The following is a 13,401-nucleotide window of genomic DNA, read 5'->3' on the forward strand; positions in this document are numbered from 1 at the left end:
AAAAATTAAAGTATAATTAAACTAATACTATTCAAGTTCAACTTTAGATGCACCAGCATCTACAAGCATTTTTTTAATTTTTTCAGCCTCTTCTTTTGACGTATTAGAGACCACAGCTTTTGGTAATGACCCAATAAAATCCATAGCACCTTTTAAAGTCAATTCACCCTGATTATAGTTTACTTTTATTTCCCTTATAGCTTTAATAATTGATACCTTTTTATCACTACCAAATTCTTTTAAAATAACGCTATACTCTGTTTTTTCAACTATAGGAGTTTCAGAACCACTTTCTACTGAATTTTGAGTAGAATGAACATACGAACCCATCAGGGGTAACCCTAATTTATTCTCTAATTCCTTAACAAGCTCAGCAGCTTGTAATAAATCCAAAGAAAGTATTTGTTCTAATAAAGAACTTTTTTCATTAATTTCACTATTCATAACAACAACCTCAATAATAATAAAGACTTTTATTTAGAGTTTAAAACTCTGAATACCCTACTAGCAGGTAAATTTAAAAGATAAGCTAATCTATTAGGAACCATAAATATTAAGTGCATTATCTTAATACGCACTTCATCTAAAGAAGGTAATTTAGCTAATGCAGCAACATCATCTTTAGTCAATAATCGATCTGAATTAGTTGCACAAATTATAGATACTCTTTCGTGATCATTATTAATAAAATTAACTAAGACTTTTATAGTTGCTATCATATCGGATGAATATATTATTGCAACTGGACCAATAAATTTATCAAGTAAAAAATTAAACTTACCTACTTGAGCAATAGCTATACGAGCTAAGCTATTTTTTACAACAAGAAAACCACCATCTGTAGATTTTATTTCATTTCTTAAGTTAACTGAATCATCTGCAGTAAGATAATCAAAATTAACTAAAATCACAAAACTATTTTGAGATATAACATTTATTAAATTATTCAAATGCTTTTGCTTGCAACTACGCTTCACTATAACACTCCTTAGAAAATATTTTTCCCACTTTATCAACCCTTAAAGATTTACCCATAGTTGAATTAATAAAAATACTCTTAAAGTAATCCCCTTTTATACCATTAGGTTTAACATTATTTATAGCTTTTGCCAAGGCCATAAAATTTGCAAATAAATCCTTAACACTGAATTGTATATTTCCTATTTTAGCATGAATAATACCATATTTATCAGTCTTAAATTTAATTTGACCAGATTTTATAATGTTAACCGTTTTGACAATTTCAGATGTTACAGTGTTAAATTTTGGATCAGGCATAAGCCCCCTAGGCCCGAGAATTTTAGCAATAGGTTTAATACGTTCCACAAAATCATAAGTTGTAATACACCAATCAACATCTAGCAGCTTCTTATTTTCCTTTACAGAATTAACTAAATCCTCACCACCAACAACATCTGCTATAAATTCTAATTCCTTTAATAAACATTCATTATCAGTAAATACAGCAACTTTAATATCTTTTCCAACACCTTTAGGCAGCACAACTACACCCCTAACCTGCTCCTCAGGCTTACGCACATCTACATTAAGCCTCACAGCAACATCAACAGATTCAACAAATTTAGTTGACGAAGAACCCACAATCATTTCTAAACAATCAATAATATCATAAGTTTGTAAATTATCTTGTTGCATCCAATACCTATAAATTAATCTTCTTCTAGACCTTCAATTTCTATACCCATGGAACGAGCAGTACCTAACACCATTTTTAGCGCAGATTTTAATTTATTAATTTTCATATCAGACATCTTACGCTTAGCTATATCAGTCAGCACGGATTTATCAATCTTAGATACAATTTTCTTACCAGGATCACTTGTTCCCTTTGCCAAGCAAGTAGCTTGTTTCAACAAATCAGAAACTGCAGGTGCATTATTAACAAAAAGGTCATAAGATTTGTTATCATACACAATTACCCTTACTGCAATTGAGTCTCCAATTTTATATTTGTTACTATCACTAGTCATTTTATTAAAAGCTTCACAGAATTTAGGTATAGCAATACCACGTGGACCAAGGACAGAAGCAATCTTAGGCCCTGGCACTGCCTTACCCACATTCATGCTTAACTTAACTCTAGATGTAACAGTAGCACTCTTCATAATTAATCCTTTTCTTCTCTTTCTATTTGATCTAATCTAACTTCTACTGGTGATGTACAAAATTTAAATACCCTTGCATTCACTTTGGCAACACCTCTATCATAATTAACACAAAACAATTCTCCGCAAAAACCTTTGAATGCACCTTGTGTAATTATCACAGATTCCCCAACTTCATACTTCTGTTTAGATTGATTACAAAACTCATTATGACCTAAATTATTAAGCACAACATCAATTTCAGTATCACTTACTATCCGCGGTTTATCTCCGCCCAAGAACCTAAAAACCCCTTCTATATTTTTTATAATCTTAAGAGATTTATCACACAATTTCATACACACAAACACATAACGTGGATAAAGAAAGGTTTTCTTAGTTGCATTTTCTACAAAAGGTGCAAGCGTCTTTTTAACAAAAAAAGGATATAATTTCCTTGCCGGATCTAAAATAGAATTACAGACTCTTTCTTCATTCCGCGGCAAAGTTTCTATAATATACCATTTATACTCTTGTTTTTCCAAATCCTCTCTATAAAGCTTACAATTTTTTATTTTTTCCTTTACTGCTTCACTAAAATCATCTTGTCCTTTAGATTGAATCGTTCTTTTCAATGTATCATAAGTCATAGATTTATGATACAATAATAAATCTATTATTTTTTCGAGCAAATATAAAACAGCAAGATCTAAAGCACTCCTTCCATTATTATCTTTAAGATTTATATCTAGTGCATCATTTTTCATAAGTAGATTGATCATTTCATAATACTGATCTTCTTTATCACCAGATGTCGGAATTAAATTAAGAATCTTTATTAAAGGCGTTTCACCTTCTTCATTCCTGATATTAACATCAATTCCTTGCGCTAATATTTCTTTAAAAACTTCTATTACACCTTTTAAACTTTCTTCATCTGCATCTTGTACGGCGTCTATAGTGTTAAAAAATATTTGCACCCTTCTCTCTTCTTCCAAATATTCTTCTGATTTATATATCATATATAATCCCAAGTAGAACTCTAATTACATAAAAAAATGTAAGATCCACCAAACAAAAAAAAACAGAAAAACATAATATTACTACTATAGTTAAAAATAAAAAGGACATAATCTCTTCTCTTTTTACCCAAGAAATTTTAACAATTTCCTGTTTTATTTCACCAAAAAAACACATTAAAGTTTTTATCATCACTAACCTAATAAAAAAAGCAAGAGAGATAGGAATCGAACCTATAACCTTTGGTTTTGGAGACCAACGCTCTACCTAATTGAGCTACTCTCTCATGCAATAAAACCTACACTAAAATATCATTAACGATACCAGAACCGATAGTCTTACCACCTTCTCTTATTGCAAACCTCAATCCCTTATCCATTGCTATTCCACAAGGATTCTGCAATTCTACTTCCATACTTACCTGATCTCCAGGCATTACAATTTCCTTACCGTCTAAAATTTTCATGTTACTAGTTACATCAGTTGTTCTAAAATAAAATTGTGGCTGATAATGTGACCCAAATGGTGTTTTACGGCCTCCTTCTTCTGCTTTTAATACATATATTTCAGCCTTGAACTTCTTATGTGGCATAACTGTACCAGGTTTCGCTAAAACTTGTCCCCTTTCTACATCTTCTCTCTTTATACCACGCAACAGAATACCAACATTATCACCAGCTTTTCCACGTCCTAACTTCTTTTTAAACATCTCAACACCTGTACAAACTGTCTTCTGTACTTCTCTAAGTCCAATTACTTCTATCTCATCACCTTCTTTTATCGTACCACGCTCAATACAACCTGTTACTACTGTGCCACGTCCAGGTATTGTAAATACATCCTCTATTGGCATTAAAAATGTCTTATCTAAATCTCTTATAGGCTCAGGAATTTTATCTAATTCTTCCATTAATTTTAATATCGCACCTTCACCTAATTCACTTTCATCGCCTTCTAATGCTTTAAGTGCAGAACCTTTTATTATTATAACATCATCACCACTATAACCATATTTATTTAGTAACTCCCTAACCTCCATCTCTACTAACTCTATCATATCTTGATCTGCAACATCAACTTTATTGCAAAAAACTATGATATGCTCTATTCCTACTTGCCTTGAAAGCAATACATGCTCTCTTGTTTGTGGCATAGGACCATCAACCGCAGATACCAAAAGGACTGCTACATCCATCTGTGCAGCACCAACTATCATGTTTTTTACATAATCAGCATGACCAGGACAATCTATATGCGCATAATGCCTACTCTCCGTTTCATATTCAACATGCGCAGTTGAAATAGTTATCCCTCTCTCCTTCTCTTCTGGCGCTTTATCAATTTGATCATACCCTATAGCTTTAGCTTGCCCTTTGCTTGCTAACACTTTTGTAATCGCTGCTGTTAACGTCGTCTTCCCATGGTCAACATGCCCTATCGTCCCTGTGTTTATATGACATTTCCTCTTCTCTACTTCACTCATGTGTGCCTCTAACAACAAATAAAAAATAAAACCTACAAAGAGCGGATAATGGGAATCGAACCCACACCACTAGCTTGGAAGGCTAGGGCTCTACCATTAAGCTATACCCGCACTAACAATGGAGGAGGTAGGATTCGAACCTACGTACGCAAACGCGGACAGATTTACAGTCTGTTACCTTTAACCACTCGGTCACCCCTCCTCAATTAACATTGTCTAATTTCAAAACCTATATTAGTAATTTAAAGCTTATATTGTGTCAAGAAATTAATGTAAAAATTGCTAAATCTTTGATTTTTCCAATATAATAGATTTTATCGTGTCATTTTATATATTTAATAATGAAACAATTTTGGCTCTATGGAAAACATACTTGTATTTCTGCATTAAAAAATAAAAATAGGTTGTGCTACGAATTATTACTTAGTCCAGCTTTTTATAAACAAAATTACAAAGAGCTAGAAGCTTATATAGCAGCAAAGAACGTAAAAGTAGCAAAAACCAACAAATTTAATACCATTTTGGCACCTCATGCTAATCATCAAGGAATAGCACTTAAAGTTGCTCCATTAAAAAATTTTGAACTACAGGAAACTATAGAAAAATCTACAAATAAATCTACTATCTTAATATTAGATCAGATCACTGATACTTATAATATAGGCTCAATTTTGAGAACTTCAGCATGTTTTGAAGTGGATGCATTGATCTTAACTTACAAACATTCACCATGTGAAAATGCTTCAATAGCTAAAGCTGCAAGTGGTACATTAGAAATTACACCTTTACTGTATGTTACAAATATCGTAAAAACTATTAAGCTATTAAAAGAACAAGGATATTGGTGTTACGGACTTGATTGTCATGCAAGCCAAAATTTAGATTCAATCTCTAAATTTTATGATAAAAGAATAATCATTGTAGGATCAGAAGACAAAGGATTAAGAAGATTAGTTAAAGAAAATTGTGATTTTCTAATCAAGATACCAATATCATCTAATATTGATAGTTTGAACGTTTCTAATGCTGCAGCAATTGTTTTATATTCAATATATAATAAATGAAAAGAAAGAACTGCTTCATAGTAGCAATTGATGGTCCAGCTGCTTCGGGAAAAAGCACTATCGCTAAAAAAGTTGCTACACTTTTTAACTTCCAGCACATAAATACTGGAAAATTATATAGAATACTTGCACTCAAATTAAGCAAGCAAAATCAATATATCAATAAAGAATTTTTAGAGCAATTTCCTTCTTTAACAATTGATGACTATTATAACAATGATAATAAAGAACTATACTCAGAAGAAATTGGCAAGCTAGCATCAATACTCGCAGCTAAACAGGAAATAAGATCTATCTTATTAGATATACAGAGAGAACTTGCTTATTCTCAATGTTCGGTTTTAGATGGAAGAGATATAGGATCAATAGTATGCCCAGATGCAGACATAAAATTCTTTATCACTGCAAAACTATCTGTTAGAGCTCAGAGGCGTTTTAAAGAGTTGATATCATTAAAGAAAAGATTAACATATAAGAAGATACTATTAAAATTGATAGAGAGGGACATCAGAGATACAAATAGAAGTATAGCACCCTTAACACAAGTAGAAGATGCAATTTACATCGATTCTTCATACATAAAGTTAGAACAAGCTTTTAATGAGATTACGAAAAAAATACTTGTAATAAAATAAATTACAGTTTAAGTTAAATGAAAACTAGGTTAATTTTAAATGAACAGGTTAAAACCTACAATATATATTAATAAATTATTATCCAACAAATTCATAGATGAGAGTATATTAAATAACGAAGAGTCAAGTTATGATTTTGAAGGTTTGCTTGGGTCTCTTTTAGAAAATAAAATACAAGAAGGTAAAATAGTAGAAGGTAGAATTGTTAAGATTGAAAATGAGGATTTTATAATTGATGCTAATCTAAAATCTGAAGGAAGGGTACCAATTAAAGAGTTTTATGTAAAAGATAGCTTACCATCAGAGGTAATAATTGGTTCTAAAGTTAGGGTATATTTAGAGAAAATAGAAGGGCGTAATGGAAATGTTATTCTTAGTCGAGAGAAAGCCTTACGCATAGAATTATGGGAAAGGTTGGAAGAAGCTTCTAAAACAGGCCAAGAAGTTGAAGGGGTAATTACAAGGCAGATTAAGTGTGGTTTTTCTGTAGATATAGACGGTTTGGTAGCTTTTTTACCCAATAGCCAAGTAGATGTAAAACAAATTGATGATTTTCAATTTTTAATTGGAACAAAGCAAAAGTTTTTAATAGAAAAGATGGATAGAGCTCAAGCAAATATTGTAATATCAAGAAAGAGAATTTTGGAAGCTGCTTATGCAGAAGTAAAGGCAAAATTCTTAGAAGGATTGAATGAAGGCGATATTGTAGAAGGAAAAATAAAAAGTATAGCAAGTTATGGTGCATTTATAAGAATTCATGAATCTAATGAAATAGGTATAATAGATGGGTTATTATATAAAACAGATGTGACTTGGTGCCGTTCATCACGTCCCTATCTTCCAGCATTTTTTTCACTTGGTCAAAATGTTAAAGCTAAGATTATAAAGATTGATAGGGAAAAAGGTAGAATTTCCTTGGGTATCAAGCAGCTGGAAAAAGATCCTTGGGAAGGGATTGAAGAAAAATATACTATTGGTAGCGAACATGTAGGGTATGTGACTAATATAGCTATACGCACACAAGAATCAATACCACATCGTCAAGAAGAATATGGTGCGTTTGTTAAGCTTAGTCAAGGGATTGAGGGTTTAGTACACTCAAGTGAAATAACTTGGAAAAGAAGCAAATTATTAGTAAGCCAACTATTAAAAAAGGGGCAAGAAGTACGTGTAAAGGTTTTAAGCATTAATGCAGAACAGCATAAAATGGGTTTAAGTGTAAAAGAGTGCATTGAAAATCCACTACAAGAGTTTGTAACTAAGTATAGCTTAGGTTTAGTAGTAACTTGTATAGTAAAGGATATTGCAAAATATGGTGTAATAGTTGAGTTTGAGGATTTTCAGGATATATACGGTACTATAAATGCAGCAGATTTAAGTTGGTCTAAAGATTATAAAGACGAAATTAGGAAATATAAAGTTGGGGATAAAATAAAAGCGAAAATCCTAAGGATTAACGTTAATAAGTTTAGGGTTAATCTTGGAATAAAACAGCTTGAATACGATCCTTTTGAAGGATTTTTAAATACTATTCAAGTAGGCGATAAATTAAAGGCAACTGTTGTAAAAATAGAAGAGCAAAACGTATTAGTTGAGGTTGCAGGTGGTGTGACTATTTTAATTGAAAGTAGTAATTTGCCAGAAAATAAAGAATTTAATCCAATGCAAAAAATTGATGTTGAAGTAACAGAAGTTGGAACATATAGCGTTTGTTTGTCTTGTAAAGTTTAGACCTAGGTATGTGCATAAGCGTCTCTATAGAAAGTCTTTAATTTAAAATAGTTATGGCAACAAAAATATCTTTAATTCAGCGCATAAAAAAAAACTTTGTTAAAAAGTAATGTAGCAACAATTATCAACATTTTTTTCTCGTCCATTGTGGATTGTTTTCAAGATGGCGGTAATGTTGAACTCAGGGAATTTGGTTCATTTTCAATTAAAAGCTGCAACTTTATGGTTGATAAGGCAGCAAGTTCACATAATCAATACTTAAGAATCTATTTCCGTAGTAGTAAAAAATTATCTGCTCAAATTAACAATTTATTTAAATTAAAATAAAGTATATAGTTTACCTAACAACATTTTCAAGTTATTAAAATAGAAATTGTTCATTAAATATTCTTTCATCTAAAGAATGGTCATAATCAAACAGCAAAATTATCTGCTTATTTAGATTTTTATAAACTTTTACTCTTAATATATTATGAAATTCCGTATAATCAGAAACAATAGTTACCGATCGGTTTTGTGGATCAATAATCTCAAGCTCAACTAAATCATCATCAGATAGTAGTGCACCGCGCCAACGCCTAGGTCTAAATGGATTTATAGGAGTTAAAGCAAAAAGATTTGAATTTAGCGGCAAAATAGAACCACCAGCAGAAAAATTATATGCAGTGCTACCAGCTGGAGTTGAAAGCATTATTCCATCACCAACTAGTTTTTCCATTCTTAATTTATTATTGATAATTATTTTTATATGAACCACTCTATTGGTTTTTCTAAATAACGATACTTCATTAATAGCAACAGAACGGTATCCTTGACCATTCACATCTGTAGCTTCCATTTCCAGCAAGGTTAGCTCAGTTGGCACTGCTTTATTTATGTGCTGCACTAAATTTCCTTCTAAAGAATCGTTTAGTAAAACCCCTGTCTCTTCTAATGGTTTATTTAGTAAAAACCCCACTGTGCCATAACTTATTCCGTATACAGGTATACCATTACCAATCACATAATTATGTAAACTATGTAACATAAATCCATCCCCACCTATGACTAAAAGAAGGTCAATATCAGATGTTGATTCTTGCTGTTCTATATCAATAAAACTGGATCTTTTAAGAAAACTATATATCTGTTGCGATTTTACTGAATCTGCTACTGCGTAAGCTATCTTTTCATATTTATTCATTATACAAAAGAATATATAAACTGTAACTTTTGAAAATCTTAAAAAAGTTTTTAAAAAAGATCACCATACTTATCTTTAAATTTAGTTAACTTGCTAGTTTTTTTAACTGCATCAGCTAAATTTCCAGTCCATGCTGGATGATTATGCGGATCAATACTTAAGGTTACTACATCCCCCTCTGAACCATAGGTTGAGCGTGTTTCAAATCTCTCACCATTGGTCATAACCACAGTAATTTTATGATAGTCAATATCATTTTTTTTCATGTTACCCTCCTTATAAACTACGTTAAAAAGCACCACTTTATATATTATAATATTAAATAACCTTACACAACTTTATCTTCTAGCTAACCCATTAGATAATGAGTATCAGTATCTTAAATAAAATCATTATTAGATAACATACCTATTTCATCTTCGTAAACATCAAGTATTTTTGCTACTTGTGAATTAGTTTCATCAGGTTGAATAAAGAATAGATCTTCTCCATCATAATCATCAAATTCTATATCTTCATCAAGGTTAACAGCTTTTGTGTTAATATACTTATATTTATCATCTATTTTAGCATATTTTTTATTATCAGACAAAGCATGACCTTTTTTATCACATAGAACAAGTTTATACTCCCCTTCATCATCTTCTTCTAATTTTAAGTATTTAAATTGCTTTGGTATTTTAACAGTATCATTAGTCTCACTATCCGTAATATGTAAACTATCATCTATTATCTTATACTGCATCCCTACATATTCATCATCATAGTCACTATCATCTTCCTCTAATTCATTGCCCTGAATTTCAGTATCAGGAAGTTCCATTACTTCTTCCCTATCAGGCAACATTGCTAAACCCCTGCCTACATTATGATGTGACAATGCATAACTAATTTGCGTTCTTATTGGTATGTTACTATGACCAACATGGTGATATGCATTAAGAATATTTGTCTGATCCAGATCAAATTGCCTTAGAAGATAATTTGCATACGAATATCCATAATCATTATGGTCTTTTTCATTATCATGTAAAAAGAAAGTTATTGTTTTAGTGCCGTGATCTTCAATACCAAATAACTCTTCATACTCATCAAAAGCATCTTTGATTTTGTGTTTAATTACTTTTAACTCCTTATCACTTAATTTATTATAGCACAAAACTACTTGCAGATCATCATTTAGTTGCACTGTATCTCTTTTTGGTAAAACTCTTTCATTTTGTGCAACCTGCGTTGCATCAATTAGAAACGCATCGTCAGCATCAGGATCTTATTGTGTTTGAACTATGGTCAAAATGTCCATGCTCTTTAGTTGATCCTGTGTGTGCTCTATAGCTATTTCTAGTATCATATATATAAAATTGAAGTGGCTTACTAACATTATCTTCAACTAATGCTTTAAGGTTAGGATACTTACTATCTACTTCCTTAATTTGATCTATAATTTTCTGTAATACGTCATCAGATAAATTATCATAGTATAATTTTACTTCTAAATTATCAGAAAGTGTTATTGTTTTCTCGTTCTCAGGCCCAGGTCCATATCTAAATAATAAAGTATCTTCCCTTTCTAAGAATTGGCCGTATTCTCTGTCTTTACAATATGTACCATCAACATCAATTTCATTGCCACTTAGCTTAATGCTTTGTTTTAAAAGTTTATTATCATCATCGATGTAATTCCCATCGGCTAGAAACAGTCTATGTTCATCATCTTCTTTTGTAACTATAACTAAAGCCCTATTTTCATCATATGTTTTAAAATCAGTTGAATCTTTAAAGTAGAACTTGTTTCTATTAACATAACCAACTTCATTAATAAATGAGCCTACTTCCTTACGATCATCGTATATAGATATTATAGATTTTGAGTTTGTAGGTTTAATAGAAAAGATCTTATCCAAATTTTCTTCTTTTCCTGTAATACCTTGAAGAGAATGTAAATCTACAAGTGTAAATGCTTCTTTTGCATCATCAGTGTAGAGAAGATCTTTTGTTTTATTCTTGCATGCTCGAGTATCTCTATACTCACTACCATGTTGATCACAAAAAGCTAGCTTATAGTTACTATCAACCTTAACTAATTTTAAATTATGATATTTCTTTGGTATAACTATAGAATCTTGGGTTGCATGATTAAAAACTTTAATTCCTTTTCTTAAAAATGAGTATTCTACTGGAGAAAAAGCACCAATCTCTCCCCTATCATCAACTATCATTCCTGTATAATATTCTTCATCTGTATTTTTATCTGTGCCAATATGATCTCCTTTTAGCACTCGGAATGCATTTAAATCCCTTACTTCATCTATATATTTTTTTTCTGCAAGTTTAACCTCGATAAAGTCTAAAAGTTTCTGTTTTACCCCTTTATTTTCAAATATTTTGTTGAGCAATTTTTCGTCATAATTTTTATAAAAGTCCACATCAGAACTAGGTATATGACTAACCATATCTGGAAATTTTGCTTTAAAAAATTCCAAAGCACTTCCGTAAGATTTGCGATCATAAAATATACTATTAATTAGTCCAGGGTACATCTCTTGAAAAAATTCAATAGTGACATACACTCTTTCATCAACATTAAATTTTGAATTCTTCAAATACTGATCTATATGTTTTGCACCATCATAAAGTTCATCATCACGCGTTGGATAAACACCACGTTGAATATGTCCCACTATATTATGATTCAAAAGTTCAGGAAGTGCTCCATCACTGTCCACTCCAGTATAGCTAACTATGTTATGCATAAATTCGTGTCGCAATACACCATACCCATACGTTAGAGAGCAAAATGCATTAGTACCATCAGCATGGCCACCATGTGTTGCTCCTGTGTAATTAGCATAATCATCCCATGTATCGTAAAATAGAATCCGAGACTTATGAACGGTATTAGACGGCTTAAGATCAAATGATTCGTTAAAATCATAAATAGTATTTTTAATCTCTTGTTTAGCTCTCCATATTTGATGTTCATCTAAATCCCTATAGTACAGGTCAATTTCAAGATTATATCTAGGAAATTTTACTGTTTCTACATTTGAAAGTAGTACTTGAGTTTTTTGAAGTGCATCACCAATAGATGAAAGTATTGGCATATCACGTTGGATAATTGGATCTTCAAGTGCTTTTTTAGCAGACTCATGATTATAACTTTCGTGAGGACGCACTTTTTTTAAAAGAGATACCAATATGTCATCATCAAGATTATCTAAATCATTAAATTTGTTTATCTTAATTTCAATAGGAGCATCAACTTTAACATATTTTAAAGCATCAATAATCTCTTGTTTAGTTATTTCTATCTGTTCATCATTCAAACTATTAGTACCTAGCTTTACTTGTATATTAAAGTCAGGAAATTCTATTACTTCTTCTTTATCAGGTAATACATGAAAGCTATGTCCTCCATTATAATGAGACAATGCAAAACTCACTTGCTTTCTTAGCGATCTTGAACTGTCATGTTCTATAAAGTGATATGCATTAGCAACATTTGTACTTTCCCGATCGACTTGATTTACACAATAATTTGCATATGTATATCCATAATTAAGAAAATCCTGTCTATTATCATGTATAAAGACGCCTATTGTTTTAGTAGTATCATATTTTTTTATACCATATAACTCTTCATACTCATCAAAAGCATTCCTGATTTGTTGTTTAGCTGCTTCTAATTGTTTATCACTTAAATTATTATAATATAAATTTACTTGCAGATTATTATCTAATTCTATTAGATCTCTTTTTGGAAGGACTCTTTGGTTTTGGGCAATCATCATTGCTGATTCCAAAGTTATACCTCCAGGCTCATAGGTTGTTTGACAGATATACATGCTGCCTGACCTAGGAGAAAAATAACCAAAACCCATTGTTGATTCAGTATTTTTATGGTAGCTATCTTCATTATTATATATGTAGAGCTGAAGTTCGCTAAGGGTTCCATCTTTTTTAAGACCAAGTAAAGTTTTAAAGCCGTTGAAGTTATTTTTAACTTCATCTATAGCCTTTTGCAATTTCTCACCAGATAAATCGTCATAGTGTACTTTTATTTTTATGTTGTCTTCACTGAATATCTTAGTTCTCGTAAGTGACTTAACATTCGCAGATCTCATAACTCCTCCATTTCATATATCTAAAAGTGTTTTTAATAAAATATCTTCTACTTTAG

15 protein-coding genes and 3 tRNA genes are annotated in these 13,401 nt (G+C 31.1%); 4 read left to right on the forward strand and 14 right to left on the reverse strand.

Features of this window, described 5'->3' with window-relative positions; genetic code table 11:
- Nucleotides 1-27: 27 nt before the first annotated feature.
- The 10 genes from AACL09_RS04900 to AACL09_RS04945 all read right to left on the reverse strand — a co-directional run bounded on the left by AACL09_RS04900 (nt 28) and on the right by AACL09_RS04945 (nt 4,810).
- A complete protein-coding gene (locus AACL09_RS04900) occupies nt 28-444 on the reverse strand; it encodes a bL12 family ribosomal protein (RefSeq protein WP_339047439.1) in 417 nt (138 codons plus the stop codon).
- A 29-nt stretch (nt 445-473) separates the two neighbouring features.
- A complete protein-coding gene (gene rplJ, locus AACL09_RS04905) occupies nt 474-977 on the reverse strand; it encodes a 50S ribosomal protein L10 (protein ID WP_339047441.1) in 504 nt (167 codons plus the stop codon).
- On the reverse strand, nt 967-1,656 hold the full coding sequence (gene rplA, locus AACL09_RS04910; protein ID WP_339047443.1) for a 50S ribosomal protein L1: 690 nt from the start codon (nt 1,654-1,656) through the stop codon (nt 967-969). The genes rplJ and rplA overlap by 11 nt, the downstream gene beginning before the upstream one ends.
- Nucleotides 1,657-1,670: 14 nt before the next feature.
- A complete protein-coding gene (locus tag AACL09_RS04915; RefSeq protein ID WP_339047445.1) occupies nt 1,671-2,126 on the reverse strand; it encodes a 50S ribosomal protein L11 in 456 nt (151 codons plus the stop codon).
- 2 nt (nt 2,127-2,128) lie between these two features.
- Complete coding sequence (locus AACL09_RS04920) at nt 2,129-3,127, reverse strand: transcription termination/antitermination NusG family protein (protein ID WP_339047447.1); 999 nt, start codon at nt 3,125-3,127, stop codon at nt 2,129-2,131.
- Entirely contained in the window at nt 3,117-3,317 is a 201-nt protein-coding gene (secE, locus tag AACL09_RS04925) for a preprotein translocase subunit SecE (RefSeq protein WP_339047449.1), read from the reverse strand. Before secE ends, AACL09_RS04920 begins: the two co-directional genes overlap by 11 nt.
- 20 nt (nt 3,318-3,337) lie before the next feature.
- Nucleotides 3,338-3,411: transfer RNA gene (locus AACL09_RS04930), tRNA-Trp, on the reverse strand.
- A 12-nt stretch (nt 3,412-3,423) separates the two neighbouring features.
- Nucleotides 3,424-4,608 (reverse strand): elongation factor Tu, encoded by a 1,185-nt coding sequence (tuf, locus tag AACL09_RS04935; protein WP_339047451.1) that lies wholly within the window; start codon nt 4,606-4,608, stop codon nt 3,424-3,426.
- Nucleotides 4,609-4,648: 40 nt separating this feature from the next.
- Nucleotides 4,649-4,719, reverse strand: a tRNA-Gly gene (locus tag AACL09_RS04940).
- 8 nt (nt 4,720-4,727) lie between these two features.
- Nucleotides 4,728-4,810, reverse strand: a tRNA-Tyr gene (locus tag AACL09_RS04945).
- 139 nt (nt 4,811-4,949) lie between these two features.
- Here AACL09_RS04945 and rlmB point away from each other — a divergent pair.
- The 4 genes from rlmB to AACL09_RS04965 all read left to right on the forward strand — a co-directional run bounded on the left by rlmB (nt 4,950) and on the right by AACL09_RS04965 (nt 8,365).
- Nucleotides 4,950-5,672 (forward strand): 23S rRNA (guanosine(2251)-2'-O)-methyltransferase RlmB, encoded by a 723-nt coding sequence (gene rlmB / locus AACL09_RS04950; protein WP_339047453.1) that lies wholly within the window; start codon nt 4,950-4,952, stop codon nt 5,670-5,672.
- Nucleotides 5,669-6,307 (forward strand): (d)CMP kinase, encoded by a 639-nt coding sequence (gene cmk, locus AACL09_RS04955; protein ID WP_339047455.1) that lies wholly within the window; start codon nt 5,669-5,671, stop codon nt 6,305-6,307. The genes rlmB and cmk overlap by 4 nt, the downstream gene beginning before the upstream one ends.
- A 39-nt stretch (nt 6,308-6,346) precedes the next feature.
- A complete protein-coding gene (locus AACL09_RS04960) occupies nt 6,347-8,038 on the forward strand; it encodes a 30S ribosomal protein S1 (protein WP_339047457.1) in 1,692 nt (563 codons plus the stop codon).
- 96 nt (nt 8,039-8,134) lie between these two features.
- Complete coding sequence (locus AACL09_RS04965) at nt 8,135-8,365, forward strand: HU family DNA-binding protein (protein ID WP_339047459.1); 231 nt, start codon at nt 8,135-8,137, stop codon at nt 8,363-8,365.
- A gap of 34 nt (nt 8,366-8,399) precedes the next feature.
- On the opposite strand, the gene AACL09_RS04970 is transcribed toward AACL09_RS04965, so the two are convergent.
- The 4 genes from AACL09_RS04970 to AACL09_RS04985 form a co-directional block, all read right to left on the reverse strand.
- Nucleotides 8,400-9,221 carry an NAD kinase gene (locus AACL09_RS04970; RefSeq protein ID WP_339047461.1) on the reverse strand — a complete coding sequence of 274 codons (822 nt, stop codon included), beginning with the start codon at nt 9,219-9,221 and terminating at the stop codon, nt 8,400-8,402.
- 50 nt (nt 9,222-9,271) lie between these two features.
- Nucleotides 9,272-9,487: a 50S ribosomal protein L31 gene (gene rpmE, locus AACL09_RS04975; RefSeq protein WP_339047463.1), complete on the reverse strand. Its 216-nt coding sequence runs from the start codon at nt 9,485-9,487 to the stop codon at nt 9,272-9,274.
- Between the two features lie 113 nt (nt 9,488-9,600).
- On the reverse strand, nt 9,601-10,410 hold the full coding sequence (locus AACL09_RS04980; protein ID WP_339047465.1) for a hypothetical protein: 810 nt from the start codon (nt 10,408-10,410) through the stop codon (nt 9,601-9,603).
- A 73-nt stretch (nt 10,411-10,483) separates the two neighbouring features.
- Nucleotides 10,484-13,345 carry a hypothetical protein gene (locus tag AACL09_RS04985; RefSeq protein WP_339047467.1) on the reverse strand — a complete coding sequence of 954 codons (2,862 nt, stop codon included), beginning with the start codon at nt 13,343-13,345 and terminating at the stop codon, nt 10,484-10,486.
- Nucleotides 13,346-13,401 lie beyond the last annotated feature (56 nt).

The organism is Candidatus Mesenet endosymbiont of Phosphuga atrata (genome assembly GCF_964020175.1).
GTDB lineage: Bacteria > Pseudomonadota > Alphaproteobacteria > Rickettsiales > Anaplasmataceae > Mesenet.

What these genes read in the sequence shown, in the direction of transcription:
- AACL09_RS04920 (WP_339047447.1), bottom strand. Translation starts at nt 3,127, where the DNA reads ATGATATATAAATCAGAAGAATATTTGGAAGAAGAGAGAAGGGTGCAA.
- rlmB (WP_339047453.1), top strand. Translation starts at nt 4,950, where the DNA reads ATGAAACAATTTTGGCTCTATGGAAAACATACTTGTATTTCTGCATTA.
- AACL09_RS04985 (WP_339047467.1), bottom strand. Translation starts at nt 13,345, where the DNA reads ATGAGATCTGCGAATGTTAAGTCACTTACGAGAACTAAGATATTCAGT.
- rplA (WP_339047443.1), bottom strand. Translation starts at nt 1,656, where the DNA reads ATGCAACAAGATAATTTACAAACTTATGATATTATTGATTGTTTAGAA.
- AACL09_RS04915 (WP_339047445.1), bottom strand. Translation starts at nt 2,126, where the DNA reads ATGAAGAGTGCTACTGTTACATCTAGAGTTAAGTTAAGCATGAATGTG.
- AACL09_RS04900 (WP_339047439.1), bottom strand. Translation starts at nt 444, where the DNA reads ATGAATAGTGAAATTAATGAAAAAAGTTCTTTATTAGAACAAATACTT.
- AACL09_RS04960 (WP_339047457.1), top strand. Translation starts at nt 6,347, where the DNA reads ATGAACAGGTTAAAACCTACAATATATATTAATAAATTATTATCCAAC.
- AACL09_RS04970 (WP_339047461.1), bottom strand. Translation starts at nt 9,221, where the DNA reads ATGAATAAATATGAAAAGATAGCTTACGCAGTAGCAGATTCAGTAAAA.
- cmk (WP_339047455.1), top strand. Translation starts at nt 5,669, where the DNA reads ATGAAAAGAAAGAACTGCTTCATAGTAGCAATTGATGGTCCAGCTGCT.
- rpmE (WP_339047463.1), bottom strand. Translation starts at nt 9,487, where the DNA reads ATGAAAAAAAATGATATTGACTATCATAAAATTACTGTGGTTATGACC.
- tuf (WP_339047451.1), bottom strand. Translation starts at nt 4,608, where the DNA reads ATGAGTGAAGTAGAGAAGAGGAAATGTCATATAAACACAGGGACGATA.
- secE (WP_339047449.1), bottom strand. Translation starts at nt 3,317, where the DNA reads ATGATAAAAACTTTAATGTGTTTTTTTGGTGAAATAAAACAGGAAATT.